At 38.4% G+C, this 26,905-nt stretch carries 22 protein-coding genes; 5 read left to right on the top strand and 17 right to left on the bottom strand.

The genetic code is table 11. The features are described from left to right. Position 1: 1 nt before the first annotated feature. The gene (locus Q0948_RS07040) at positions 2-199 is read left to right on the top strand and encodes a hypothetical protein (protein WP_298351263.1); all 198 of its coding nucleotides are present in this window, start codon (positions 2-4) and stop codon (positions 197-199) included. A 52-nt stretch (positions 200-251) separates the two neighbouring features. On the opposite strand, the gene Q0948_RS07045 is transcribed toward Q0948_RS07040, so the two are convergent. The 12 genes from Q0948_RS07045 to Q0948_RS07100 all read right to left on the bottom strand — a co-directional run bounded on the left by Q0948_RS07045 (position 252) and on the right by Q0948_RS07100 (position 12,825). Then, positions 252-1,190: a LysR family transcriptional regulator gene (locus tag Q0948_RS07045; RefSeq protein WP_298351260.1), complete on the bottom strand. Its 939-nt coding sequence runs from the start codon at positions 1,188-1,190 to the stop codon at positions 252-254. Between the two features lie 135 nt (positions 1,191-1,325). Next, positions 1,326-1,742 (bottom strand): DUF2141 domain-containing protein, encoded by a 417-nt coding sequence (locus Q0948_RS07050; RefSeq protein ID WP_298351257.1) that lies wholly within the window; start codon positions 1,740-1,742, stop codon positions 1,326-1,328. A gap of 138 nt (positions 1,743-1,880) precedes the next feature. Then, positions 1,881-2,849 carry a Gfo/Idh/MocA family oxidoreductase gene (locus tag Q0948_RS07055; protein WP_298351252.1) on the bottom strand — a complete coding sequence of 323 codons (969 nt, stop codon included), beginning with the start codon at positions 2,847-2,849 and terminating at the stop codon, positions 1,881-1,883. A 56-nt stretch (positions 2,850-2,905) separates the two neighbouring features. Continuing rightward, complete coding sequence (locus Q0948_RS07060) at positions 2,906-4,621, bottom strand: sodium:solute symporter (protein WP_298351249.1); 1,716 nt, start codon at positions 4,619-4,621, stop codon at positions 2,906-2,908. 111 nt (positions 4,622-4,732) lie between these two features. Then, positions 4,733-7,270 carry a PIG-L family deacetylase gene (locus tag Q0948_RS07065; RefSeq protein WP_298351245.1) on the bottom strand — a complete coding sequence of 846 codons (2,538 nt, stop codon included), beginning with the start codon at positions 7,268-7,270 and terminating at the stop codon, positions 4,733-4,735. Between the two features lie 75 nt (positions 7,271-7,345). Then, positions 7,346-7,924: a mechanosensitive ion channel domain-containing protein gene (locus Q0948_RS07070; protein WP_298351243.1), complete on the bottom strand. Its 579-nt coding sequence runs from the start codon at positions 7,922-7,924 to the stop codon at positions 7,346-7,348. Next, complete coding sequence (gene corA, locus Q0948_RS07075; protein ID WP_298351240.1) at positions 7,915-9,027, bottom strand: magnesium/cobalt transporter CorA; 1,113 nt, start codon at positions 9,025-9,027, stop codon at positions 7,915-7,917. Before corA ends, Q0948_RS07070 begins: the two co-directional genes overlap by 10 nt. Beyond that, positions 9,027-9,977, bottom strand: a complete 951-nt coding sequence (locus Q0948_RS07080; RefSeq protein ID WP_298351236.1) for a septum formation inhibitor Maf — start codon at positions 9,975-9,977, stop codon at positions 9,027-9,029. The genes corA and Q0948_RS07080 overlap by 1 nt, the downstream gene beginning before the upstream one ends. Positions 9,978-10,010: 33 nt before the next feature. Continuing rightward, positions 10,011-10,595 (bottom strand): Maf-like protein, encoded by a 585-nt coding sequence (locus Q0948_RS07085; RefSeq protein WP_298351233.1) that lies wholly within the window; start codon positions 10,593-10,595, stop codon positions 10,011-10,013. Then, on the bottom strand, positions 10,588-11,505 hold the full coding sequence (locus tag Q0948_RS07090; RefSeq protein ID WP_298351230.1) for a geranylgeranylglycerol-phosphate geranylgeranyltransferase: 918 nt from the start codon (positions 11,503-11,505) through the stop codon (positions 10,588-10,590). The genes Q0948_RS07085 and Q0948_RS07090 overlap by 8 nt, the downstream gene beginning before the upstream one ends. A gap of 41 nt (positions 11,506-11,546) precedes the next feature. Continuing rightward, positions 11,547-12,074, bottom strand: coding sequence for an HAD hydrolase family protein (locus Q0948_RS07095; RefSeq protein ID WP_298351228.1), 528 nt, complete (start codon positions 12,072-12,074; stop codon positions 11,547-11,549). Then, on the bottom strand, positions 12,058-12,825 hold the full coding sequence (locus Q0948_RS07100; protein WP_298351225.1) for a Rossmann-like and DUF2520 domain-containing protein: 768 nt from the start codon (positions 12,823-12,825) through the stop codon (positions 12,058-12,060). The genes Q0948_RS07095 and Q0948_RS07100 overlap by 17 nt, the downstream gene beginning before the upstream one ends. Before the next feature lie 116 nt (positions 12,826-12,941). Between Q0948_RS07100 and ccsA the strand changes: the two genes are divergently transcribed. Continuing rightward, a complete protein-coding gene (ccsA, locus tag Q0948_RS07105; protein WP_298351221.1) occupies positions 12,942-16,241 on the top strand; it encodes a cytochrome c biogenesis protein CcsA in 3,300 nt (1,099 codons plus the stop codon). On the opposite strand, the gene Q0948_RS07110 is transcribed toward ccsA, so the two are convergent. Further along, entirely contained in the window at positions 16,238-17,575 is a 1,338-nt protein-coding gene (locus Q0948_RS07110; protein WP_298351219.1) for a hypothetical protein, read from the bottom strand. The two genes, ccsA and Q0948_RS07110, sit on opposite strands and share 4 nt — an antisense overlap. A gap of 105 nt (positions 17,576-17,680) precedes the next feature. Continuing rightward, the gene (fumC, locus tag Q0948_RS07115) at positions 17,681-19,066 is read right to left on the bottom strand and encodes a class II fumarate hydratase (protein ID WP_298351216.1); all 1,386 of its coding nucleotides are present in this window, start codon (positions 19,064-19,066) and stop codon (positions 17,681-17,683) included. 149 nt (positions 19,067-19,215) lie between these two features. Here fumC and Q0948_RS07120 point away from each other — a divergent pair, with 149 nt between their 5' ends. Continuing rightward, entirely contained in the window at positions 19,216-19,398 is a 183-nt protein-coding gene (locus Q0948_RS07120) for a hypothetical protein (RefSeq protein ID WP_021779402.1), read from the top strand. Between the two features lie 138 nt (positions 19,399-19,536). Here the strand turns inward: Q0948_RS07120 and Q0948_RS07125 are convergent, their stop codons facing one another. Continuing rightward, entirely contained in the window at positions 19,537-22,407 is a 2,871-nt protein-coding gene (locus Q0948_RS07125; protein ID WP_298351209.1) for a pitrilysin family protein, read from the bottom strand. A 257-nt stretch (positions 22,408-22,664) separates the two neighbouring features. On the opposite strand from Q0948_RS07125, the gene Q0948_RS07130 reads away from it, so the two are divergent. Continuing rightward, entirely contained in the window at positions 22,665-23,471 is an 807-nt protein-coding gene (locus tag Q0948_RS07130) for an alpha/beta hydrolase (RefSeq protein WP_298351206.1), read from the top strand. Here the strand turns inward: Q0948_RS07130 and Q0948_RS07135 are convergent, their stop codons facing one another. Together Q0948_RS07135 and Q0948_RS07140 are read right to left on the bottom strand one after the other, a co-directional pair. Then, on the bottom strand, positions 23,472-24,839 hold the full coding sequence (locus Q0948_RS07135) for an alpha/beta hydrolase (protein ID WP_298351203.1): 1,368 nt from the start codon (positions 24,837-24,839) through the stop codon (positions 23,472-23,474). A gap of 169 nt (positions 24,840-25,008) precedes the next feature. Further along, a complete protein-coding gene (locus Q0948_RS07140; protein ID WP_298351200.1) occupies positions 25,009-25,518 on the bottom strand; it encodes a hypothetical protein in 510 nt (169 codons plus the stop codon). 267 nt (positions 25,519-25,785) lie between these two features. Between Q0948_RS07140 and ychF the strand changes: the two genes are divergently transcribed. Further along, positions 25,786-26,880, top strand: coding sequence for a redox-regulated ATPase YchF (ychF, locus tag Q0948_RS07145; RefSeq protein ID WP_298351197.1), 1,095 nt, complete (start codon positions 25,786-25,788; stop codon positions 26,878-26,880). Positions 26,881-26,905: the final 25 nt, after the last annotated feature.

Raw genomic sequence — 26,905 nt, forward strand, 5'->3', positions numbered from 1 at the left:
TATGGCGAGAGCAATGTTTGAATACACGAAGACTATTCTTGATAAGGTAAGTTTTGATAGTTCATTATTTTGTAAAGAACTAGAAAAGGCTATTAAGAGATTATTACCTTACGAGATAGATGAATTAAGAATCTGGATCAATACACTTGTAGAAACAAGGCCAGATTTAGGACAATGTTTAATATATCTAAAACCGTAAAAAAAGCCCCGTACTACGGGGCTTTTTTAGTTATATATCTATTGTAATCAACCTATTTGTTAAGCGGACTTATAATCTGTACGTTTTGAAAAGTAATTGCACCTTTTACAACACCAGCTATGGTAGAACGCAACGCCTCAATAATCTGCATTTTTAGTTCACTTTTATGAAAAATGATACTCACTTCTCTAGCGGGAGATGGCTCCTTAAATTCCTTAAATAATTCTTTTTCCTTAATAGGCATATCTAAAGTATGTAGATAAGGTAAAAGCGTCATCCCTAGTCCCTCGTTTGATAACTTTACAAGTGTTTCAAAACTTCCACTTTCTAGTGTAAATTTTTCTTCGTCTTTGTTGCGAGGAGTAGTACATAAGTTAATAACTCCGTCTCTAAAACAGTGACCGTCCTCTAGTAGCAATAAGTCTTGAGTATCTAGATCACTAGGTTCTAACACCTCTTTACTTGATAATCTATGGTTGTTTGGCACATATGCCATAAAAGGCTCATAGTATAATGGTCGTTCTTTTATGTTTGGGTTTTCTAGAGGTGTTGCAGCTATGGCTGCATCTAGATGCCCCTCTTCAAGACGTTCCATTATTTGATCTGTATTAAGCTCTTCTATTTTGAGAGTAACCTTAGGGTATTTCTTTATAAAATTAGTAAGAAACATAGGTAATAACGTAGGCATTACTGTGGGTATTACACCTAGCTTAAACTCTCCACCTATATATCCCTTTTGTTGATCTACAATGTCTGTAATGCGATTTGCTTCATTTACAATATTACGCGCCTGGTGTACAATTTTTGCACCTATATCTGTAAGCTCTATGGGCTTCTTACTACGGTCAAATATTTGTACATCCAGCTGGTCCTCTAGCTTTTGTATTTGCATACTAAGCGTGGGTTGCGTAACAAAAGTTTTTTGAGCCGCTCTAGTAAAGTTTTGATGCTCTGCAACAGCAAGCACATATTTAAGCTGAGTTATAGTCATTGGTAAGGTTATCTATCACAAAAATAAGAAATGATTAATTATAACCCTCTACAAAGGTGATGAGAAGTAAACACCACAAACAAAAAAAGTCTGTGTACAAGACACAGACTTTTGAGTTGTTATATGATCCCAACATTACATTTTAATCTCAAGTTTTAAATCATCAGATGCTACTGTAAACTTAGCATCGTTCCAAGTAGGAGGACCAAAACCAGCACCACTTCCAGAAATTCCATAATCTTCTTTAGGCATACCATTTGCTTCAAAGTCCATACGGTTATTGCCATTCATATCGTGTAATGTGATAATACCATACTCACCTGGTTTTACATTTTCAAAAACGAGTGTAACTGTTTTATTTTCTGGTGTTGCAGACTGTGTGTCGAGAGGAGCTGCCTTCATAAAAGTTCCTTCTGTGTATAATGAGGCAGAGGCAGCTCCGTCATTATTTGTTAGGTTTGGGATAGTAACGGTTACAGTTACTCCAGATGCTTCTTGCCCAAAAGAAAAAGATGATACGGCTGCTAGTAATAAAAAGATAATTGTTCTCATAATGATTAGATTTTTAGAGTTGTTGTTTTTAATTGATGATGTAAATGTATCACCACACTTTCGTGAAAACAATCTGCTGTTACCCAACCGTCATTTTATGAGACTGAGTTGTAATAATCTAAATGTAAGAGCTCATTTTTAATAAGATAACCCTATTTGCGCTCTTATTTTATCTAGCATCATAATGAGTTCTTTACTCTTAGAAAATGTCATTACATCACTCTCAGTCTTTTTTAAGGCAAGCATCTCTTGACAATGTAGTATCTCATAATGATATCCATTTACATCATTAGGCGTAGAAAATTCTAGTGTTTCTGTCACTCCATTTTCGGTAAGGGTTACTGAGCTCGGTTCGTGAAAACGGCTGTTTATGATAATTTCTCCTTTTTCTAAAACAATATGGCAGCGTGTAGGTGTCTCCTCATCTATCGCCGAAAATAGTTGTGCCTCCACCCCAGTAGGGTAACGCAGTTTAATAGTACAGTTATGATCAACGCCAGTAGGGCCTAGAGTAGCCTTAGCATTTATATCTTCTGGATAACCAAGTAAAGAGAGCGCTGCAAAAACAGGATAGATACCTACGTCTAGTAAACTACCGCCACCAAGGGATTTATTGTACAGCCTAGAAGTCGTGTCAAACGGACTATTAAAACCAAAATCTGCTTTAAGTGATTGTATCTCTCCTAGGGTGCCACTAGCTACTTTGTCAAGTACAAATTTATAATGTGGTAAAAAGTGTGTCCATAATGCTTCCATTAGGAATGTTTTTTTCGCTTTCGCGAAAGCGATCATCTCCTCAACCTCATTAAGATTCATAGCAAAAGCTTTCTCGCAGAGCACAGCCTTGTTATTTGATAAACAGAGGAGCGTATTTTCCTTATGAAACATATGTGGCGTAGCGATATAAACAATGTCTATGTCTGGATCTTGCGCCATCTCTTCATAACTACCATAAGACTTTACAGCTTTGTAGGTGTTACCAAAGTTTACAGCCTTTTCTTTATCACGACTCGCTACGGCATATAAGTTTGCACCTTCGGTGAGGAGGAGGTCATTTGCAAATTTGCCAGCTATCTTTCCGCAGCCTAGTATTGCCCAGTTTGTCATAGTGGTTGTTATTTATAGGAGTATTTTGCTTTCGCGAAAGCGTTCAAAAAAGAAAATTACACATAGTCCTTATTAGAACTCCCAAAGCTTGCCTGTAGCAACATTGCTAGCCCCATCACAAGACCACAGCCTACTACATTAAGCCACAAGTACGGAAACTCTATAATATCATAATGTATCAAGCCGTAAACGATAATAATAATTACCTGCGTGATAAGCGCTGCGATAAATACGGCATTGCTTTTTACAAATTTGATAAAGAAGGCTAGTAAAAATATCCCTAAGATATTTCCATAAAAAATAGAACCTATAATGTTTACTAGCTGTATTAAGTTTTCAAAAAGGCTGGCCGTACAGGCTACAATAATGGCGAGTATACCCCACATAAGTGTAAAACCTTTGGTGCTTTTTACATATAACGCATCTGTCATCTCTCCTTTGTAGTTGCGCTTGTAAAGATCTACGGCTGTGGTTGCACCCAGTGCATTGAGCTCAGATGCGGTAGATGACATTGCAGCACTTAATATTACAGCAAGAAGCAAGCCTATAAGGCCATTAGGTAAGTTGTTAAGTATAAAGTGAATGAAGACATAGTCTTTGTCATTATTCTCTACTTCTGGAGCAGCTTTTGAGATAATAGTTTTTCCTTTTTTACGTAACTGTTTATCTCTAGTTTCATAGGTAGTGATGTAAGATAGCGTCTCACCATCTCGCTCATAAGTGTCAAGAGTAGGGTCTTGAGCATAGTTAAATGCTGCTTGTTTTTGTAGTTCTTGGTTTGTAAGAAGTTGTTCTTCTAGCGAGGCAAATTCACTTGCATAAATAGATGATTTAACTGCATCTGTCGCCGCGGGATTAAAGTGCAGCGGTGCACTATTAAATTGATAAAAGACAAAAACCATCACACCTACCAGTAGTATGAAAAACTGCATAGGTATTTTAAGAGCACCGTTAAAGAGAAGACCCATTTGCATTTCCTTTACATTTTTACCAGAGAGGTAACGCTGCACTTGACTCTGGTCTGTACCAAAGTAAGAGAGCATTAAAAAAGTACCTCCTAACAGACCTGTCCAGACTGTATATCTGTTACTAAGGTCAAAAGAAAAATCTAGAAGGTTCATTTTTTCGCCAGCACCGGCTATGCTTAGCGCATCTGTAAAGTTTATGTTTTCTGGAAGTTTGTCAAGTATGAGGTAAAAAGCAATTGCCATCCCTGCAAAGATGACTGCCATTTGTTGCTTTTGTGTAATACTCACCGCCTTTGTGCCACCAGAAACGGTATAGATAATCACAACGATACCTATAAGAATATTGAGCATTGTAAGATCCCAACCTAATACGGCAGAGAGAATGATGGCAGGAGCATAGATAGTAATACCTGCTGCGAGACTACGCTGTATTAAAAAGAGGATAGCAGCTAGTGAGCGTGTTTTAAGATCAAACCTACTCTCTAGATACTCGTAAGCAGTAAAGACCTTAAGCCTGTGGTATATAGGGATGAAAACAAGACATATAATGACCATTGCAATAGGCAGTCCAAAATAGAATTGTACAAATCCCATTCCATCATAAAAACCTTGCCCTGTGGTAGATAAAAAAGTGATGGCACTTGCCTGTGTTGCCATAACAGATAGACCTACGGTCCACCATTTTGATGAGTTACCGCCTTTTATATATTCTTCGGCATTTTTACTTCCTTGTGTTTTATAGGTTCCATAAACCACAATAAAAATTAAGGTAAATGCAAGTACAGCCCAGTCTATAGTTTCCATATTATGAGAATGAGGTCATTAAGAGATAGAAAGCAATAAAGTATGCTAGATTAAGCAATAAGATGATTGTGTATTTCTTCTTCCAGGTGTATGAGGATGGCTTGTTCATAATTACTGTTTAATATCTTGCTGCTCTTGTTTACCTACACTAAGCATATTTGCAAATAGCTTGTATGCCCCAGATACTCCAGCTGGTAACTCTCTAAAAAAGCTTAAGCCAGTGTAGATATAATGTCCTTTACCATATGCTGCGATGAGAAGACTTCCATCTTTTGTAGTTTCTCCCTTATCGTTCATTGATAAAATAGGCGTGTACTCACTAGACCATTTATTCGGAAAATAAAGACCTCGCTCTTGTGTCCATCCTTGAAAATCTTGTTGAGACAACTTGTTAGGAAAATTCATAAGTGGGTGATCTTTTGCTAGGATTCTCACCTCGCTATTTTCATCTGTCACACGGTCTCTAGAGAGTGTAAGCTCATACGGAGCGCCTATTTTTGTGTTGCCCCAGCGTCCAGAGGTGTTGTATTGTGCGATAAGTGTTCCGCCATCTTTTACATAATCTAGTAGTAGTGGTTGTTTTGCTTGCATCTCATCTACCACATTATAAGCACGTATACCTACAACCACAGCGTCAAACTGTGATAGCAACTCTGGTGTTATGGTCGCAGGATCTATCACTGCAACTTGATAACCTATCTGCGCGAGGTTATCTGGTACCGCATCTCCAGCTCCTTGTATGTAACCTATGTAGTTACCCTTGCGTGCAATGTCTAGTCGTACAACACGTGCTTTATTAGGCAAGAATAATGACTGCAGCGGGATGTGCGCGTAGTCTATTTTTATAAGCTCTTTAGTATACGTCTTTCCGCCAGAAACCACACGCGGACTCAAATCACCCTCGCTATCACCAGCCGGTGGTGTTACTGTAAATACAAACTCTTTTTCTTCTCCCTTATTTGCTATAGAAACATCATAACTAGCAGGTGATACCGTCCATCCAGATGGTTTATTTAGTAGTACAGTTCCTGTAAAATTAGCTTGATGTGCTGTGACTGTCACGGGTATTTTTTTTGATTCCGCTTTCGCGAAAATGATCACCTTAGACTCTAGTCTAGATGACACAGCTGGTACAATTTCAAAAGGCTCATACACTTCACCTTTTACTCTGTCATTGTATTTATAGACGATAGGTTTTGTAATACTTATAGGCACTCCCGAAATGACAAGGTCAAATGTGACTGTGTTTTCTTGTGGTGTTTCTGGTTTACCTATCATTTGCTGGTCTGCAACCTTGTACATACCTAAAGTACCTTCTTCTCGTAACCAGTATGCAGAGGTATCTTTAAAGTCATCACTTACTGAAAGGGTTGTTGATGTAGTATAACGCTCATTATTCGCTAGTGGTTGATTAGACGCCACTACGTTATCTGTAACTGTTACGGTAGCTTTTTTGAGAACTACAGACTGAGTACTTCTATTTATAGCTTCTATATCCAGTTTTATTGAGCTGCCTATGGTTGCATAATTTGTATCTGCTTTTGCTTCTAGGTATAGGCCTGTCACTGCAGTGATAATTGTCTCAAGTTCTTTAGACTTTATGTTTTTCCAGTGTGTGTCTTCTAGTTGTTGTACGAGGGCATATGCCTTCATAAGTTGTGGTATACTCTTATCTGGCGCAGTGAAGTCATAGGTGGCAACTACGTTGTCTAGTATTGTCTTTATTGCTTTTCCTCCTTTAACACGTGTCCAAGTGGTGTTAATACCTTGAAAAACATCATCGTTAGTAGGCATTTCTCCACGTAGTAACTCAAAATAAGTATCACTAGTACCACGCGAGCCTGTATTACCAAATCCTTGAGACTTATGCTGACTTCTACTAAGGGAAGATATTTCTGTATTTGATAACCCTAAGCCAGGGTAGAAGGTACCTACATCTACTTTTACAAGGTTAGACTTATCTGCTGCTTCAAATTTTTCTCTACTTCCATAAAACCACCAAGAGGTATTAAAGAATTGTCTTTGTGGTGACCAGGTATCTGTGTATTGTAATTGATTTGGATATTTTGCGGCATCTCCAGCAAGATCATATGCTTCTACAGAGAGCATTGCACTAGAGGTGTGATGGCCGTGTGTGCTTCCCGGTGTTCTGTGATTAAATCTATTAATGATTACATCCGGCTTAAAAGTACGTATCGCCCATACTACATCACCCAGTACTTCTTCTTTGTTCCAGATGGCAAGTGTCTCATCTGGGTGTTTTGAGTAACCAAAATCGTTTGCACGTGTAAAACGTTGCTCTCCACCATCTGTTGCGCGAGCGGCAAGTAACTCATTAGTGCGTATTACTCCTAAAAGTTCCCTTAGTTCTGGGCCTATAATATTCTGGCCACCATCACCTCTTGTAAGTGATAAGTATGCCGTTCTTGCTTTTACGGTATTTGCAAAGTAGGAGATAGCTGTTGTGTTCTCGTCATCTGGGTGTGCAGCAACATATAGTACAGAGCCTAAGAAATTTAGCTTTTTTAGGTCTTCATAAATTTCGCTAGCTGTAGGTTTACTGGGCTGTACAGTGATTCCTTGTGAGTACGCTTTCGCGAAAGCAAAAAAAGAAATCAGAACAAAAATCACATAGGATTTGCGTGTCATATTGAGAGTGTTGTTATCTCTCAAATATACCTAATATCAATGCCTAGGACGTTTTCTTTAAGTTTTCTTTAACGATTATACAGGCTTGTTAAAGTGGTCATTATCTGATGTAGGATCAATAGGCTCTACAATGCGTGTTGCGACTCCATCTTGTACTAAGGTGACTCCTTTTTGCATAATAAGACTGTTAGGGTAGGTGTGTAGACCGCCATCATCTGTGCGCAAATTCATATGGAAGCCTTTAATGTCTTCTATAATGGCAATAATGGGAAAATCCTTATCGTGTATCTTAATGCGATCACCTATCTTGTAGGGAAGGGTGAAAAATATAATTACACCAGAGGTCATATTACTTAATACAGACCATTGTGCAAAAAAGCCTACACCTATAAGAGCAAAAACCGAAGAGGCATACACGCCTATATCTCTAGCATTAAGGCTCCAGATAAGAAAAGCAAACACAGAGGCAATGAGGATAAGAATAAAGTCTACATACTTCATTACTAGATTTGCACGTTGCTTTACCTTATTTTTTCTATCTGAAAAACGATTTACAAAGTAAGAAATCACCATACGTAGGCCTATCATAACAACCGCTACGATGGCACTTTCTATAAGTTGCTCTCTGTATAAGTTTATAAAATCTATAGCCATTTTTTACGCTTAAAGTATATGATAGAACCTATAAAAATAAATACCATCGCTCCCCAGAAGTAGTAGTAACCATTTTGCATTTGTAACTCTGGAATGTGTTGAAAATTCATCCCATAAATTCCTGCTAGAAAAGTCATAGGTATAAAAATAGTAGCGATAATAGTAAGAACCTTCATCACCTCGTTCATACGGTTTGCAATGTTTGTTGAGTTCATATCCATTAGTCCTGCTATGGTGTCTCTATAAACCTCTACAGTCTCAATTACCTGTATGGTATGATCATAAAGATCACGCACAAAAACTTGTGTTTTTTTAAGTATGAGGTGATTATCTACTTTTTCTAGCTTATTTACAACCTCCCGTAGCGGAAAAATTGACCTACGTACTTGTATCACCTCTTTTTTGAGCTGTTGTATTTCTTGCGAATAGTTTTCTGAAGGGTTTGTATATATTCTTTCTTCTAGCTCTTCTATTTTATCACTTAGGGTCTCTATGATTATAAAGTAGTGATCTATCACCGCATCCATAAGTGCATACATTAGATAATCTGCTCCAGTAGTGCGCACCCGACCTTTAGACAGGCGTATACGATCTCTAATTCCATCAAAAACGTCACCATCATACTCTTGCATAAGCAAGACATAGGTCTTGCCCAGAATAAGGCTTATGTGCTCCGTGTTTAATTTACCATCTGTATCGTGATAGAGCATTTTAAAAACAATAAATAAATGATCTGGATACTCATCTAGTTTGGGTCGCTGGCTGGTATTTGCCACATCTTCCATCACCAGTGGGTGTAGGTCATACTTGTGTGATATATCTGTAAGTGCCTGTGTGTCAGAAAGACCATTTACATTTACCCAGGTAACCGTTTTTTCGTCTGTGTCTTTTGTGTAGCTGGATAACTCGTGTACCGTTTCTTCTTCTACAAAGGTTGCATTGTAGTCAAAAACATCTATGAGGACATCTTTTACTTCCTTTGTACCCGTATAAACTACGTGACCCGGGGCGTGCGACATTTGCTCTTTAATGACGCTTTTTGATATAAGGTTTACCGCTGTAAAGGGGTTAACTTTATTGAGTTGTTTACGTAACCTTCCCATTAGTTTAATTCTAATTCTGTACGCAAAGCTTCATCTGCAATACTTTTTTTACCCCAGTAGGCACTTTTAATGGTTTTCATCTTAGTGGCTGTCGTTGTCATAGGAGTGCCGTCACGCCCTTGAGGAAATGTCTCTGTCCAGCCCTCTATAGTATGAGGGAACTCAGGCGTAAATTGTATAGTAACTGTGCGTTTTAATTCTGGATATTCTATTGTGTAAGAATCCCCATTTAGGCTTCCTGTTGCTTGATATGCTGCAAGATCAATATGTGAGTTACGTATAAATTCAAGATTAGGTATAGCCTTAAATGATCCTGTAGGGAGCGAGGTTGGGTCAAGGCGTATTTGTGTCCATAATTCATTTTCTAGTATATCTTTTGGGAGACCCATTTCTTGGTCTGCCTCAGATTGAAAGTAGGAGTGAGAGGTCACTTCAAAGTCTTCTCTGTTATTAAGTTGTGCATATACGTGACCGCACCATTCTTGTGTGCTCTGTGATACTTTTATAGCGTGTTTTTTTTCGGTAATGGGATAAAATGTGCTGGTCATTATGGAATAGGGGTAGATGCCTGTTACAAACTTTTTGGTAGCATTGAGCTTTAGGACAGGGATGTTGCTATCGTTTTGGGCATCTGCTTTTACTTGTTCTTTTGGCAAGAAATCTTCGGTTACATAAATCAAGACTGCTGTGCCTGGTCTTATCTCGCCATATCGTGCTTGATCTAGTTTATAAGAAGAAATTTCGGCAGTGCCGGCATACCAGTAATCTTTCCACTCTTGAGATAAATTACGTTTTTCTGAGGTGGTGGTTTTAGCTGAGTCCGCTTTCGCGAAAGCGATATTATCCCCAGTCTCTTTTTTACAACTTATAAGTATCGCAGGTAGCGCAATAGCGGCTATAAAAAAGAATATAGTACGCTTTTGTGTAAACATTTTTTTTAAGAATCCCATAATTTATTTTTAACTAAAAGTACAGAAAAGCTACTAGTCTGCCAGCTGCATTAACGTTTCATAAACTTTATGCAGGGGCATACCCATCACATTAAAGTATGAACCCTCAAGACTTGTTACGGCTATGTAGCCAAACCATTCTTGTATACCATAACCACCAGCTTTATCATAAGGCTGGTAATTATCAATGTAGTAATTAATCTCTTCTTCTGTAAGCTCTTTAAAGGTGACGGTGGTCGTATCGTTTATCACGGTCTGACCTTCTTTTGTAGTAAAAGCTACAGAAGTAATAACCTGGTGGCTATTACCAGAAAGGGCTGCTATCATCGCATAGGCTTCATCACGATCTTCTGGTTTGTTAAGTGCTACACCATTAAACCATACTATGGTATCACTGGTTACGAGTATATCTGTTGCTTTTAAGTCTGTAAAAGCTGCGGCCTTAAGTTTTGCTAGATAATCTGTTATCTCTGGACCTTGTAAATGGTCTGGAAAGGTCTCGTCTACAGGTTTAAGTTGTATGGTAAAATCTAGGTCTAGTTCTTTAAAAAACTGCTGGCGTCTAGGAGATCCAGAGGCTAGTATGAGATTGTGATTTTTTAATTTTTCTTTAAGCATAGTAAATAGCGTGTATAAGTAATGGGATGATACATATACCTACAAACATAATTACTTTAAGGATGAGTGATATGTGTGAGAGCTCACTTTTTTTAGTCGCCTCCCATAATTTTGAACAGCAATATCCTAATGGTGCGATAATGGCAAAAAATACAGTAGCCACAGCTATTTTATAATCGTATAGAAATGTAAATGTATACCAGCTTATAAATGTGATTATTATAAGTGTAAGTATGACAGAAACTCTTGCTGTGCGTTGTGCGCCTAGTAATATGGGTAGCGTTTTATAACCAGCAACGTGATCTCCTTGTATGTCTTCTATATCTTTTACAAGTTCTCTTACAAGTGTGATAGCAAAGGCAAATATAGCGACCGACGTAAATACTGTAAATGCACCTAGTTGCTCCTCATTATTACTTGTGTCTATAGCAGGTATAAGTTCAAATAGTGGTACTAAAATAACCGAGAGAGCTACTAAGATACTTACAAGCAAATTACCTAATAAAGCATACTTTTTTATAAACCTAGCATAGAGGTATAAAAACCCTGCACTAAGTAAGAAGTATATAAAGTATATGGGGTGTCCCATCAGGCTTGTGAGGATAAAACCAAGCCCTAAACCAGTAAAGGTGAGTCCAAAATAAATGAGTTTTGCTTGTTTCTCATCTATAGAGACACCTACGGTGCGTTTTTTGGGCTTATTAATTTTATCTGCCACAACATCATAGCTGTCGTTAATGATGTATCCTCCTGCTGCAATTAACACCGTAGCAAGGATAAGGAACAACAGGCCTAGATTGCTTAATGTGATGTCAATATCATCTATTTGAGCAATGGCATACCTTATGACACATTGCATAACAATGATCATAAGAAGATTATTAAATCTTATGAGGTTTAGATACTTCAACTAGGGGTTAGGTTGTTTTATTAAAAATACATAATATCTCGTTAATGAGCTGCTGCATCTATATTTTTCATCCAGTTGCCTTGCACTTTAAGAACTTGCTCTATCACATCTCTCACACAGCCCTGACCGCCATTTTTATGTGAGATGTAATTTGAGATGTCTTTTATTTCTTTTACAGCATCTTGTGGGCAGCAGGCGAGACCTGCAAATTGCATTACGGGATAGTCTGGTATATCATCTCCCATATATAGTATGTTTTGTGCTGCGATATCCTTGTCTTTAAGATAAGTGTTAAGGTGTTCCATCTTATTGTGAGCACCTAGAGCAACGTCACTTATGCCTAGTTTTTGTAGCCTTGAGCGCACACCCTCATCAGTGCCTCCACTTATGATACATATATTGTATCCAGCATCTAGCGCTGCTTTTATGGCATACCCATCTTTTACATTCATCGTGCGGTGCATCTGGCCTTCTGTGGTAATATGTAGTTTACCATCTGTAAGGACACCATCTACATCAAATATAAAGGTGGTAATATTATGTAAGTATTCTTTATAACTTTTTTCCATAGGTAGTGTGTATCGCTTTTGTAAGAGCGTTATAAATATCTTTGTGATCTGGGTTTTCTAGTAAATCTAGTTGATTGTTTATGACAGCTATGTCACCTCTTTTTGCAGGGCCTGTTTGACTATTTGCAGGTCCATTTTCTAAAGCCTTTTGAGCTGTTTTTAAGATAAGTGGGTGTAGGGTTTTTACATCTACCTCATATTGCTCGCAGATGTCTTGAGCGATGGTATAGCAGTGGTTTGTAAAATTATTTGCAAACACGGCAGCTAGATGGAGCTGTCTTCTCTGTGTGCTATTTATTACTTGTACTGTATTAGATATCATCGCACCTAGCTCGCGCAAGGTTTTTTCATCTTCATCGTTATCTGCCTCTACTAGAATTGGTATTTCGGCAAAGTTTATAGACGTATCATCTTTAGAAAAACTTTGTAAAGGGTAAAAAACGCCTTTATTATGCTTTCGCGAAAGCGTACTCATAGCCGTATATCCAGAAGTGTGTACTACAAGTGTGTTATCAAAAGGAATTTGACTAGACACCTCTGCAATCACATCGTCACTCACAGCAATGATAGTCACGTCTGAAGGAGAAAGCTCCTCAATACTTACCGTATGACGAGCCATATTTTTAAAAGGCTTAAGGCTAGCCTCAGTACGGCCAGCTACTTGCATTACGACTGCACGGTTTTGTGCACCTAGTGCCTTTGCCAGATGCCACGCTACATTACCAGTACCCACAATGTTTACTTCTATCATAGTAGCAAAAATAGGCTTTTTTAAAACTGTTGAGGTTTCATATTTTATGAACCCTAGGTTTAAGGTTTTTAAGCCGTCGTAGGTTATCTTTGCACTCGTTAAAATTTGCCTGAATTATGCAAAAGAAAATCGCTTCTATTTTATTCTCCACACGCTTGATGGGGATCCTTTTTATAGCCTACTTTGTTGCAATGGCAGTAGGAACATTTTTAGATATAGGTCAAGAAACTTCACCTACGCCATACTCAAGATACTGGATTTATGATGCTTGGTGGTTTACACTTATTCATATTCTGTTTGTAGTCAACTTTATAGGAAATATATTCAGATATAAATTGTTGCGCAAGGAGAAGATAACGACATTAGTTTTTCACCTTTCATTTGTACTTATTTTAATAGGAGCGGGTATTACAAGATATATAAGTTATGAAGGTGTTATGCCTATTGAGGAGGGTTCGACCGAAAATTCTTTCTTAAGCGAGAAAACCTACCTTGATGTTTTTATAGATGGAGAGCAAAACGGCCAGCCTATGCGCCGTGCAATAGAAAAGGAGTTATCACTATCGCCTAGATTAAATAATGATTTTACGTGGACAGAAGATTTTGTGCACGATACAAATAACAGAAGTGACAAGACCACTTTTACTTTTGGTTTTAACAAATTTATAGATGGTGCTCAAGATGGATTTGTAGAAGATGAGAGCGGGTTATGGCACCTTAAAATTGTAGAGACAGGTACAGATAACCAGCGTCACGAGCACTTTCTAGTAGAAGGTGAGCTAGTGAATATTCACAATGTACTCTATGCCTTTAATAAGCCTACAGATGGCGCTATAAACATAGGGTTTGACGGTGAAAACTACACTTTTAAATCACCATTTGCAGGTTCTGTTACTGTAATGGCAACACAAGATGAGAGTGAGGTGCCAGAAGATGTAGAGCAGCCACTTAAACTACGAGCACTTTATAACTTAGGCGGCAAGTTACTCGTTATACCAGACCAAGCTATACGTGGTCGTACTGGTATTGTTGCAAAAGAGGTAAAAGAAAAAAATCAAGAGGATGCACTCTTTGTAGATGTAACCGCAAATGGCGAGACCAAAACAGTAGGACTACTAGGTGGTAAAGGCTATAGTAATGATAAAAAACAAATAGAGGTAGGAGGGCACAAAGTTTATCTAGCATACGGAAGTAAGTCTATGCCACTACCGTTTTCGATAAAGCTCAACAAATTTATCGCTAGAAGATACCCTGGTACACAAAATGTATACTCGTCTTTTGAAAGCCAGATAACGGTAGAAGATCCTGAAGAAAATTTTGATTACGAAATTTATATGAACCACGTTTTAGACCACAAAGGATTTAGATTTTTTCAAGCAAGTTTCTTTCCAGATGAGTCTGGTACGATACTTTCTGTAAGTCACGATTTTTGGGGAACTTGGGTTACATACATAGGTTACTTTTTACTGTACATAGGTATGATGATGATTCTTTTTGATAAGGGATCACGTTTTGGTGAGCTCAAGCGTCGTTTAGATAAGATTAAACTTAAGAAGTCTAAACTTATGATGATTGTGTTTTTGATTGCTTTCGCGAAAGCGGGATACGCACAAGAAGATATATCTAATCAAACTACCGAAGTAAGCAACGGAAACGTAGTCGTAAAAGACACCGTAGCTGTTACTGGAGAAAATATAAGTGACATTTTAGGACTTGACAGTCACCAAGGAGAGCCACACGAGCAGGCTATGCCCTCACAAGAAGAGATAAAAAGACTCATTGTAGAAAATGCAGTACCACTAGAGCACGCAGAAAAGTTTGGCCGTCTTATCATACAAGAAGATGGGCGTATGATGCCTATTAATACATACTCAAGTATGTTATTACGTAAGTTAAGTAGGAGTGATACTTATGAAGGCCTTACTGCAGACCAAGTAATGCTCTCAATGATGGAAAACCCGCAAATATGGAGTTTTGCAGAGATCATATACCTTCAAAAAGGAAATGATAGTTTACGTAATGTAGTGGGTGTACCGTCAGACAGAAAGTACTTTAAACAAATGGATTTCTTTACCTCAGACTTTAGGTATAAACTAGCTCCATTTTTACCAGAGGCATATGCAGAGGCAAACCCTACAAAAATTTCTAAAGAATTTATAGACGTCTCAGAGCGTATGAATCTCCTAGACAGAACACTGGTTAAAGAAGTTTTAAGAATATTCCCAAAACCAGATGATTCAAATAACACGTGGATCTCTCCTATAAAAGTAAAGGATGTCCCTTATCGAGCTACAGACTCTGTCATTGCAAATCAAATTTTTCCTGCTTATTTATTGAGTTTAAAGAAGGGTAGAGCTACTGGAGATTACACGGATGCAGATAAAGTTTTGCAAGGTATAGAGAAGTTTCAGCGCAGTCATAGTAATGATATAATGCCTTCTATAGAGAAGCGTGATGCAGAGATTTTTTACAATAAGTATGATGTCTTTACAAAGCTTTACTGGATGTACATGCTGGCAGCCGTATTTATGATGATTTTTGTTATTGCTGCTATTTTTAACAACAATAAGTTCATCAACTGGATGACTAAGCTCGGTGCAGCTGCGATTGTTGTATTATTTATTGTACACACCATAGGCTTGATATGGCGATGGTATATTGCTGGGCACGCACCGTGGAGTAATGCTTATGAGTCTGTACTATATGTAGGGTGGGCAACGGTATTTTTTGGCCTAGCCTTCGGGAGAAAGAGTCAACTTACTATTGCTAGTACTGCGTTTGTAGGTGCTTTTATATTATGGGCAGCCTCTATGAACTGGATGAATCCAGAGATAGAGAATTTACAAGCTGTACTAGATAGTTACTGGTTAATGATTCATACTGCAGTAATTGTAGCGAGTTATGGTCCTTTTACGCTAGGAGCTATTCTAGGAGTTGTCTCATTATTCTTAATGATATTTACAACTGAAAAAAATAAGGAAAAGATGGATCTTAATATTAAAGAGATAACCATCATTAATGAGCTTGCTCTTACAGTAGGTATGGTATTACTTGCCATAGGTACCTTCTTGGGAGGTCAGTGGGCAAACGAAAGCTGGGGGCGTTACTGGGGATGGGACCCAAAAGAGACTTGGGCGCTTATCTCACTTATCGTTTATGCCTTTGTGATACATATGAGATTGATACCTGGATTGAGAGGTAGATGGCTATTTAACTTTGTCTCTATTGTAGCATTAAGTAGTATTATGTTTACTTACTTTGGGGTAAATTACTACTTATCTGGACTGCACGCATACCAGAGTGGAGGTGATATAGCAGACCAGAAGATACTCATCACAGCGGTTATTCTTACGGTGTTTGGTACGGTATCATATATGAGATACAGAAAGTATTATATAAAGAAGAAAAAGGCTTAAAAAGCTAGATTTTGTAAATCACCAGAAGTCTCTAAACCAAGCTTGGTATAGAGACTTTTTGTTAATTGGTTTAAGCGATCTGTAGTTAAGTTATATTTTGAAGCAATAGCTTCATTACTTAAGCCCTTAGCAATGTCATCTAGTATTTTTACCTCTATATTTTCAAGTTTAAATTGGTAAATAAGAGATTCTAGATAATCATCATCTGTATCTTGTATATTTCTATAGGTATTTAATTCTTTTAGCTCTTCTACATACCTTTTTATTTTGTGCTTCATTATTACGCCCGTAGTTTGGATACCATAAAAGGAGAGTAATAGGAGTACGGCAATTAGGGTAAAGTTTAGTAAAGCAATCCCTGCTCCATCAAAAGTGCTACGCTCTAGCAGTGTGATTCCTAATAAATGAAAAACAAATACATTAACTAAGAAAAACAGGTTTACAGAATAAATTAGTAGGAGTATGTAACGTTTAGGTCCACTAGCAATTCTCAATATAAGAATCCAGAGAAGTGCAGTTGCTAGTATAGAACAAGAGTTAACCAGTATAAGCCCCCAAAGCATCTTAGTAATCACAAAATATATTAATGAAACGGTAGAGACAGCAATTATAGAGATCATTGCATATTTAATCCATTGCTGGTTTTTTCTCAAGTTGAGATAAAAAATCATAAAAAACAACGCCATTATACCTACAGAATAATGACCAAGTGCTTCCATATATAACGGATTACCTAGATTAATATCTAAAAAATTAAGGATATTATCTTGAGCTATTACACTGAGCAGTATGCCAAAAATGATAAATGCAAAAAATAGAAATTTTGTGTTTTTGACTATAAAGAAAAATATAAGCGTTGCAATAAGTAAAGCTATACTGGTCCCATAAAAGAACCCTATACCTAGCATATTCACTCGATCATTTTTTGCATACTCGCCTTCGTTAGAAATTGTTATAGGGAAGTAGGACTCCAGTGGGAAGTTACCTTTTAGATAAAGAGGAAAGCTGTGTAAATCTTTACTTATAAAATACGAGGGAAATCTCGTGTTATTCATTACAGAAATAAGCGCTCCATTATTATCGAATAATTCAAGATCAGTAACGTGTGCTGTCTGAAGTTCTAATATAGCTCTAGATTGAGATATATTATTTATTTTAAACCAGTAAACACCATTGTCTAATCCTAAGTTTTCTGATTCTAAGTCTGTAAAAACAGCACTTTTTGCACTTGTTATGTTATGTGTGCCAGAAGCATCCTTAAGATAAGTTATGGTCTCTGGTGGTAGGCTCACACTGCAAAGCAGGAAGCTTAAAAGAACCAATAGTAGTTTCATTTCTTATGATTTGGGACCATAAAGATATGATAAGCTATTGATAAAAACAAGTTAATCGATGAATTTGTGTATTTCATCGATTAACTTGTGTTTGCTACATAAGAATTAAACCATATCTTCAGGTCGTACCCACTCGTCAAATTCTTCGGCGGTTACGTATCCTAGATTTACAGCTTCTGTCTTTAATGTTGTACCATTTTTATGTGCCGTATTTGCTATTTCGGCAGCTTTGTAATACCCTATTTTTGTGTTTAAAGCAGTTACTAGCATTAATGAGTTATCTAGTAATTCTTTAATTCTTGCATCGTTTGGCTCAATACCTGAAGCACAGTGCTCAGAAAAAGAAACACAAGCATCACCTATAAGTTGTGCAGATTGTAAAAGGTTTGAAGCCATCATAGGTTTAAATACATTAAGCTCGTAGTGTCCTTGCATACCACCTACACCTACAGCGACATCATTACCCATAACTTGAGCACAAACCATTGTAAGTGCCTCACATTGTGTAGGGTTTACTTTACCTGGCATAATAGAAGATCCTGGTTCATTTGCCGGGATACTTATCTCACCTATACCACTACGTGGTCCAGAAGCCATAAGACGTATATCATTTGCAATCTTATTGAGAGATACCGCAAGTTGTTTTAACGCACCGTGAGTTTCTACGATTGCATCGTGAGCAGCAAGTGCTTCAAACTTATTATCTGCAGTACGGAACGGGTGACCAGAAAACTCTGCCATATACTCAGACACACGCTTTGCATATCCTTTAGGAGTATTAAGACCAGTACCTACAGCTGTTCCTCCCAGAGCAAGCTCTGCGAGGTGATCTAGTGTATTTTCTAAAGCTTTAAGTCCGTGATCTAGTTGTGATACGTATCCAGAAAACTCTTGACCTAGTGTGAGGGGAGTGGCATCCATAAGGTGCGTACGACCTATTTTTACCACGTTTTTAAAAGCATCAGCTTTCGCTTTAAGCGTGTCACGTAATGTGCGTACTCCTGGTATTGTGTTTTCTACAATCTTTTTATAACCTGCAATGTGCATTCCAGTAGGGAATGTATCGTTAGAAGATTGTGATTTATTTACATCATCATTAGGCGCTAGTGTTTTATCACCTTCACCTATTGTTTTTCCTGCAAGTTGGTGAGCTCTATTTGCAATCACCTCGTTTACATTCATATTGCTCTGTGTTCCAGATCCGGTTTGCCAGATTACTAGTGGGAACTGGTCATCGTGCATACCTGTAAGTATCTCATCACATACAGCAGCGATAAGATCTCTCTTTTCAACCGGTAGTACACCTAGCTCACAGTTTGTATAAGCAGCTGCTTTTTTAAGAATCGCAAAGCCGTGTACCACTTCAATAGGCATAGAGCCAGGAGCTCCTATTTTAAAGTTATTGCGAGAGCGCTCAGTTTGTGCTCCCCATAATTTATCTGCGGGTACTTGTACCTCGCCCATTGTATCTTTTTCGATTCTATATTCCATTGTGAATTATGTTAGAAATTTGGAACACAAATTTAAACATTTGGCTTCATTTTGCATCGTTGATAAGCTGTCAATAAATCTATTTTTTCTCTTGTGTGACATATATATTATCAAGTATCTTTGCTACAAATTAGAAAAGACACCATCCTATGTTCGATTTTGACCAATATTTAGGTTTTCTCGCATTTTTAACCATCCTTACTATAGGATTTTGGTTAATGATTTTCCTTCTTACTTTTGTAATCCCTTACTGGGTAGGAGGTTCATTTATTGAATTTATGAAAGAAAAAAGAGAAGAACGTAAGCTTAAGAGAGAGCAAGAGAACAACTAGTATCTCTCGCTTTTACGATATGTAACCTCCTGCAATTACTGTAGGAGGTTTTTTTATGCGCTTTCGCGAAAGCGTAGCTATACCCACAAAAAAAAGAGCCTCCGAAGAGACTCTTTTCATATTTATAATGGATTGTGGTTATTGTTTCACCTTTGTAAGGTCTACCTCATTACCATCTTTGTCTAGCATTTTTACCTCATCAAAGCCCATATCTTTAAACTGAGAAAACTGCGTGGCAGCATCACCTACTACTAGGTACGCCATCTTGTTTTCATCAAGATATTTATTTGCTAATGCTTTGTGCTGGTCTAGTGTCATATTTCTAATGACATCTTCTTCCTTCTCAATATAATCTGTTGGAAGGTCGAAAGCACTGCGCTCTTGAAGCATACCTAGAAGGGCAAACTGCGTCTCAAAGCGACGAGCATTAGATTTGATAAGCGCATTTTTTGTAAAGTCAAGGTCATCTTGCGAAATACCGTCTTTATATGCCTTAATCTGATCTCTAAAAATCTCAACAGATTCTCCTGTCGTATTAGTACGTACGCTAGATGATGCAGTAAATGTCCCTGGTATTTTAGATCCATTAAAGTAAGTACGTGCTCCATAGGTATATCCTTTTTCTTCACGTAAAATAAGATTTACAGCTCCAGAGAAAGATCCTCCCAGTTTATAGTTCATCACCTCTGCAGGGTAGAAATCTTTGTCTGTACGAGCCATCCCGATGTACCCTATATTTATTACAGATTGCTTTGCATTAGGAATGTCTACAAATAGGAGTGAAGACTTATCTCTATTATTTGCTACTGGATATTCTGGTATGGTAACTTCTTTTGCTTCCCACTTAGACTCTAGGTCACTTAGGGCTGCAAGTGCATCGCTCTTATCTATTTTACCTACAATATGAAAACGGCTCACAGATGGTGAGAAGTTATTTGCATAAAAATCTTTAAGATCTTGCATTGTAATTGCTTCTACAGACTCTTCTGTACCGCTCGTAGGGTATGAGAAGATGTGGTCTTCACCATAAAGCACTTTGTTATATACGTTGCTTGCCACCGCATTAGGGTTTGCAGAGCGACGTTTAATACTGTTTATAGTAGCTGTTTTGATACGACCTAGTTCTTCTTCATCCCAGCGTGGCTCAAACAGAATTTCTTCTACTAGATCCATAGTTGCGGCAAAATTTCGCGTAAGCGTGTTACCTTGTATTGTAATAGCCTCGCGAGAAGTGTACATATTAATACTTGCTCCCAGTAACTCGATAGCTTCTTCAAGCTCTTCTGGAGTTTTATTTGCAGTACCCTCCATCATTATATCTGTCATAAGGTTTGCAACCCCATTCTTTTCCATACTATCAAGTAGGTGACCTCCTTCTATTACCAGGTTAAAGTTTACTGTAGGAATCTCATTTTGAGAAATACCATATACATCTATCCCGTTAGACAACTCTGCTTCCCAAGATTCTGGAATACTTAGTTTTGGCGCATCTCCTACTACTGGTGGCGTAGAGCGATCTATTTTTGAAGGTGTTTTTACAATTTCCTTTGCCTCATCTTCTACAACCTTAGTAACATTCTCTGTGATTTCTTCTTCTACCACCTCTGCTTTTACAGAGTTCTCTACAATGAGATCCATCTGTCCTTTAGGTACAAAACTAGTTTGTACAAAAGGCTTACCTTTTATGTAAGTGTTATACACACGCATTACATCTTCTTTAGTAACCGCCTTGATGTTTTCTATGTCTTTTTCTATAAAGTCTGGCTCTCCAGCAAATACATTGTAACTCGCTAGTTGAAACGCTTTACCGTTTACACTACTTATACCATTGTAAAACTGAGTTTCAAGACCAGCTTTAATGCGCTCTACATCTTTATCTGTAACGCCTTCTGCTTCAAACTTTGCAATACCTTTATCTATACCTGCTTCTACTTGGTCAAGATCTACACCGCTATTTGCAGTAATGATGATGTGAAATTCACCAGCAATCTCTTGACTACTATTATAAGCAACTGTTCTAGAGGTAAGGTCTTTGTCTTTTACTAGCACTTTATATAAAGGTGCCTTTTTACCACTTGAGATGATTTCTGCTAGAAAGTCTAGTGCATATGCATCATTTGTGTATTGCTGTACTGTAGGATACACACGGTGTAGTTGTGGTGCTTGTGCAAAGTTATCTTCGTGGTATAGCTTCTTTGTTTCTGCTATAGTTACTGGCTGTGCTTCAAGTGGTGCAACCTCTTGACGTTTTTTAATCTCACCAAAGTACTTTTCAATAAGCGCCTTTGCATCTGTAGTTTTAAAATCTCCTGCTAGTACAAGTGTCGCATTATTAGGACCGTAAAACTTGTCATAAAACTCACGTACATCATCTACCGTAGCATTTTGTAAATCTTCTAGCTCGCCTATAACTTGCCAGTTATATGGGTGACCTTCTGGATAGATATTTTTATCAAGTACCCAGCTCGTATGCCCGTAAGGATTGTTATCTACACGTTGTCTTTTTTCGTTTTGAACAACCTCTTGCTGGTTTTCAAAGGCACTCTCTGTTACCGTATTAATTAAGAATCCCATACGGTCAGACTCTAGCCATAAAATAGTCTCAAGTGCATTATTTGGTACCGTTTCATAATAGATTGTACCATCTTTCCAGGTACCACCATTAAGGGTTCCTCCTGCATCTTGTACCGTTTTAAAGAATGAGTCTTGTGGTACATTTTCAGACTCTTGAAATAACATATGCTCAAAAAGGTGAGCAAAACCGGTGCGTCCCGTCTTCTCGCGGTTAGAACCTACCGCATACTGTATCGCAAGTGATACAATAGGGTCACTACTATCTTGATGTAAGATCACGTCTAGACCATTCTCCAGCTCGTACTTCTCATAATCAATAGATAGTTTTGCATCTTCTGCTACGGCGGTATCTTTATTACCCTCGCAAGAAGTACATAAGAGAGCAGTTACCATCACGGCAACAGCAATCATTTTAAAACTGTTTGATTTGATCATTTTTAGTGTTTTTTGATAATCCTCTAAGATAGTGAGACGGTAGTTTTTGAGTCTTAATTATTTGTTAAAGAGTGAGCTAGCTTTGAACACCATTGCTAGGTCTATCATTTTTTAATTTTAAATATCATACAGATTGGGTATATGTGTATCTATAAAAAAATATGAATAACTTTGACGCCTATCACAGCTTAGCACTACGGTAAACCTATGTTGCAAGCTTTTGTCTGTTACTACAACATTGTCATCAATACTTATAAATGAAAAAGATAAAAAAACCGCTCATCGCCATATTCATCATTGCAAACTTATATGCCATCCTTTGTGGCGGACTGTATTTTTTTCAAGACAACCTCATTTTCCACCCGCAGCAATTGCCGCAGGAGTATGCTTTTGATTTTGATGGCGATTATAAGGAGGTTTGGGTAGATGCGCCAGATGGAGCCCGGCTTAATGGCTTGCACTTTACGGTTACAAACCCAAAGGGCGTGATACTTTATCACCACGGTAATGCAGGCAGTCTCGCGCAGTGGGGACAAATCGCCCAGCCATTTGTACAAAAGGGCTACGCGGTTATTATTATGGATTACAGGCAGTATGGAAAGAGTGGGGGAGCACTCACAGAGGCGGCGCTTTATGATGATAGTTTGCTGTGGTACGCTTTCGCGAAAGCGCAATATCCCACAACACCCATAACGAGTTACGGCAGGAGCCTGGGGACGACCTTTGCAACCTATGTGGCGTCAAAAAAAGAAGTCACTAAGCTGGTGCTTGAAACTCCTTTTTATAGTATACTAGACGAGGCACAATCCCGCTTTTCGATCCTTCCGGTTGAGAAACTGCTCAACTATAGATTGCCTACGTATAGCTTTATAAATGAGGTGACGGCTCCTATAACCGTGATACACGGCACAGAAGACAGTGTGGTGGCTTATGAGCACGGTAAAGCCCTTTATGATAGCATTAGGACAACTACAAAGACTTTTGTAACTGTACCTGACGGTGATCACAATAACCTAAGCGATTTTGAGGCGTATCAAAAAGCGACGGCTACACTTTTTGAGTAGTTAGTCATTGGTATGCTCTTTAATCCACTTTGTGATAAAGGCAAGAACCTTTGGCGCCATAGTTTGTTCTATCTCTGAGTATTCAGATAGGGCACCGGTGGTGCTTTCTTGAAAGAGATGATTAAGATCGTCAAAGGCAACAGTTCTAGCATTCTCATTATTTCCAGCAGCAAAGGCTTCTTTTATAGCCGCAATATTTTGCTCATAAGGAACCTGAAAATCTTTCTTGCCATTGAGCGCAATAACAGGTGACTTTATAGCACTCAGGTAGCTCGCTGGTGTAGCTTTAAGGAGGCTTACTATCTCTGGGGTGGTGATTTGATCTGTAATAGCTTCTACTTGCTGTAAGGGAACCATAGGTCCCAGTTTCTCTTTGAGAGCGAGATTTACAGCATCTTTGATAGCCGCATTTGTACCGTCATTTTGTATAATAACATCATAAGCATAACCTAAGAGGTCTTGACCTTGTTTAATTTGTGCTTCTGGGACGTTCATAAGGCGCTCCATTGCTTCTTTTTGCGAGAGCATAAGTTCATTACCAGGTATGCCTGGTCCAGCAAGCATAACGGTAAAAGCCACATCTGCATTTGTAGCTGCTATTTGAGGAGCGATGATACCTCCTATACTGTGACCTATAAGACCTACTTGAGAATATTTGGTTTTCTTATACTTCTTTAAATAAGCTATAGCTGCTGTGGCATCACTTGTAAACTGTGCAATACCTGCCGTTTCAAAAGTACCTGTAGATGCACCCACGCCACGTTCGTCATAACGCAATACACCTATACCGTTACTTGATAGGTAGTCTGCAAGTACGTAGTATAGCGAGTGTCCAAACATATCTCCATCTCTATTTTGTGGGCCGCTACCACTTATAATCACCGCAATAGGCGGGTTTTTTATATCCTTAGGTAAGGTAAGTGTGCCAGCAAGGGTGATATTTTCTTCTTTGTTCTTAAAAGTCACCTCTTGTACATCATAATTAAAAGGAGCCTTAGGTTGCTGTGGTCTATTAAGTACGAGCGCACCTTTTGCGAGAGTAAGCGGTACGGGAAAGTTATTCTGTATCAAGTTACCTTGTATGCTATCATTTTTGGTCACGCCTATGTAGCGCATTTTAAACTGCGGAAAGTCTACCTTAAGAGTATCGTTTGTATAGGCCGTGTTTGCTGCTTTACCACCTGTAAGTCCTTGGCTCGGGATGTCCATTGTGGTGTGTAGGCTATCTTGTGGCTGCGTGATGTGAAAGGCAAAGTCTATGCTTTGACCTTGAAAGTTTACCGTTCCCTTCCAGTCGCCTGTGACGTTTTGGGCGTGTGATATAAAGCCAGTAAGGCAGGTAACGGCAAGAATGATAAGAGTCCTCATAGGTTTACTGTATATAAGTCTGTGACTAAGGTAGTTGTTATTATTGTGTTTTGATAAAGGGAAGGCACTTTTTCGCGAAAGCGTAAAAAAAGAAACCCGAGGCTCTCGCGCTCGGGAATCTAACCAACCAAAGTTGTTTTGCGTTTATAAACGCAGTGGGGGAAATGTATTACTTATACATTTTATCGTTTGGTTTAACTTCATAGGTGATGGTTGTTACCGTATCATCCTTGTCATTATATTTTTCTGACACCATATTTCCATTTTTGTCAAAATAGTTTACAGAGATACCCTCCTTTGTTTTCATAAGGTATACGTCACCTTTTGCCAGTTTACGCATTGTACCATACTCAGAGGTGTTGTTTTCTCTTGTTCTTTTTATGGCGTATCCATTTTGAGTTTCCTCTAGGCGAAAGTCTGAGTCGTTATAGGTGTATGTCACCTCTTTTTTTACCATTGTCTTACCACGTTGTAAGGACTGGTTGAGTTGCCCCTTGTCACTTTTTTTAACTGAGGTAGGGGTTACCTCAGTTTCTTTTACCGTTTTATATACGGTCTCATTACCTAGTGAAGACTTTACGGTCGTTCTAGTTTTTGTGATTTTTTCTACTTTTTCTTGTGCTTGTACGGCTGTTGCGGTACATACAGCTAGTGCTGCTATGATAAGTGATTTTTTCATCGGTCTTGTTTTTTGTTTGTACAAATTTAAGATCCTTTTCTGCTTATGATAGCCAACGGGATGGTAAGACTTTATTAAGCCTTTCCCAATATTACTGGGCTCGCAAGGCGATTAACTTAAATTAACACAAAAGTGATGCTTTCTGTGGCTCGTCGTATAAGCCACTCGGTAGATCAATAAAATAGGATTATCTTTGCACCCTAAAAATAAAGTGGAAAGAATGGTTTTCCGCTTTCGCGAAAGCGTACTACTAATACATACTATTATATGAAAGCTGGAATCGTAGGATTACCTAATGTAGGGAAGTCAACCCTTTTTAACTGTCTGTCTAATGCCAAAGCACAGAGTGCAAACTATCCGTTTTGTACTATTGAGCCTAACGTGGGTGTGGTAAATGTACCAGATAACAGGCTATCAAAACTAGAGGAGCTCGTAAGCCCAGAGCGTGTGATCCCTGCTACGGTAGAGATTGTAGATATTGCAGGTCTTGTAAAAGGGGCAAGTAAGGGAGAAGGACTAGGAAACCAATTTTTAGGAAACATACGTGAGACGGATGCAATACTGCACGTGCTACGTTGTTTTGATAATGATAATATTGTGCACGTAGACGGGAGTGTAGACCCTATACGTGATAAGGAAACGATAGATATAGAGCTACAACTCAAAGATCTTGAAACAGCCGATAAGAAACTTGAAAAGGTAAAACGTGCGGCTCGTACGGGTAATAAAGAAGCCCAGGCAGAAGAAGCAGCTTTACTTAAAATAAAAGAAGGTCTAGAAGCAGGTATTTCTGTACGTGCGATAGATATAGATGAAGATACACGCGAGGAGTTTGTAAAGCCTTTACAGTTTATTACAGACAAGCCAGTACTTTACGTATGTAATGTAGACGAAGATGCTGCTGTAGCTGGTAATGAGTATGTAAACAAGGTACGTGAGGCAGTAAAAGACGAAAATGCAGAGGTGATTGTACTTGCCGTAGGTACTGAGGCAGATATTACAGAACTAGATGATTATGAGGAACGCCAGATGTTTCTTGCAGATATAGGTCTTGAGGAGCCAGGAAGCGCCGTGTTAATACGCGGAGCTTACAAGCTGCTTAACCAGCAAACGTATTTTACAGCAGGTGTAAAAGAAGTACGTGCCTGGACGGTAAACATAGGAGCAACGGCACCACAAGCTGCCGGAGTGATACACACAGATTTTGAAAAAGGCTTTATACGTGCAGAGGTTATTAAGTATAATGACTTTGTGGAGTACGGTAGTGAGGCAAAGGTACGTGAGGCTGGAAAGCTAGGCGTGCAGGGTAAAGATTATATAGTAAATGATGGTGATGTGATGCACTTCTTATTTAACGTATAAACGATACTACTATATAAGACAGTAA

It is taken from the genome of uncultured Dokdonia sp. (assembly GCF_947496725.1).
Classification (GTDB): Bacteria; Bacteroidota; Bacteroidia; order Flavobacteriales; family Flavobacteriaceae; genus Dokdonia.

Excerpts from the sequence above, each read along its gene's own strand:
- Q0948_RS07095 (WP_298351228.1), bottom strand. The coding sequence starts at position 12,074 with ATGGAAAAAAGTTATAAAGAATACTTACATAATATTACCACCTTTATA.
- Q0948_RS07120 (WP_021779402.1), top strand. The coding sequence starts at position 19,216 with ATGTTCGATTTTGACCAATATTTAGGTTTTCTCGCATTTTTAACCATC.
- Q0948_RS07080 (WP_298351236.1), bottom strand. The coding sequence starts at position 9,977 with ATGGGATTCTTAAAAAAAATGTTTACACAAAAGCGTACTATATTCTTT.
- Q0948_RS07050 (WP_298351257.1), bottom strand. The coding sequence starts at position 1,742 with ATGAGAACAATTATCTTTTTATTACTAGCAGCCGTATCATCTTTTTCT.
- Q0948_RS07070 (WP_298351243.1), bottom strand. The coding sequence starts at position 7,924 with ATGGCTATAGATTTTATAAACTTATACAGAGAGCAACTTATAGAAAGT.
- Q0948_RS07045 (WP_298351260.1), bottom strand. The coding sequence starts at position 1,190 with ATGACTATAACTCAGCTTAAATATGTGCTTGCTGTTGCAGAGCATCAA.
- Q0948_RS07140 (WP_298351200.1), bottom strand. The coding sequence starts at position 25,518 with ATGAAAAAATCACTTATCATAGCAGCACTAGCTGTATGTACCGCAACA.
- Q0948_RS07125 (WP_298351209.1), bottom strand. The coding sequence starts at position 22,407 with ATGATCAAATCAAACAGTTTTAAAATGATTGCTGTTGCCGTGATGGTA.
- Q0948_RS07065 (WP_298351245.1), bottom strand. The coding sequence starts at position 7,270 with ATGACACGCAAATCCTATGTGATTTTTGTTCTGATTTCTTTTTTTGCT.
- Q0948_RS07040 (WP_298351263.1), top strand. The coding sequence starts at position 2 with ATGGCGAGAGCAATGTTTGAATACACGAAGACTATTCTTGATAAGGTA.
- Q0948_RS07130 (WP_298351206.1), top strand. The coding sequence starts at position 22,665 with ATGAAAAAGATAAAAAAACCGCTCATCGCCATATTCATCATTGCAAAC.
- ychF (WP_298351197.1), top strand. The coding sequence starts at position 25,786 with ATGAAAGCTGGAATCGTAGGATTACCTAATGTAGGGAAGTCAACCCTT.
- ccsA (WP_298351221.1), top strand. The coding sequence starts at position 12,942 with ATGCAAAAGAAAATCGCTTCTATTTTATTCTCCACACGCTTGATGGGG.
- Q0948_RS07055 (WP_298351252.1), bottom strand. The coding sequence starts at position 2,849 with ATGACAAACTGGGCAATACTAGGCTGCGGAAAGATAGCTGGCAAATTT.
- fumC (WP_298351216.1), bottom strand. The coding sequence starts at position 19,066 with ATGGAATATAGAATCGAAAAAGATACAATGGGCGAGGTACAAGTACCC.
- Q0948_RS07110 (WP_298351219.1), bottom strand. The coding sequence starts at position 17,575 with ATGAAACTACTATTGGTTCTTTTAAGCTTCCTGCTTTGCAGTGTGAGC.
- Q0948_RS07085 (WP_298351233.1), bottom strand. The coding sequence starts at position 10,595 with ATGCTTAAAGAAAAATTAAAAAATCACAATCTCATACTAGCCTCTGGA.
- Q0948_RS07060 (WP_298351249.1), bottom strand. The coding sequence starts at position 4,621 with ATGGAAACTATAGACTGGGCTGTACTTGCATTTACCTTAATTTTTATT.
- Q0948_RS07135 (WP_298351203.1), bottom strand. The coding sequence starts at position 24,839 with ATGAGGACTCTTATCATTCTTGCCGTTACCTGCCTTACTGGCTTTATA.
- Q0948_RS07100 (WP_298351225.1), bottom strand. The coding sequence starts at position 12,825 with ATGATAGAAGTAAACATTGTGGGTACTGGTAATGTAGCGTGGCATCTG.
- corA (WP_298351240.1), bottom strand. The coding sequence starts at position 9,027 with ATGGGAAGGTTACGTAAACAACTCAATAAAGTTAACCCCTTTACAGCG.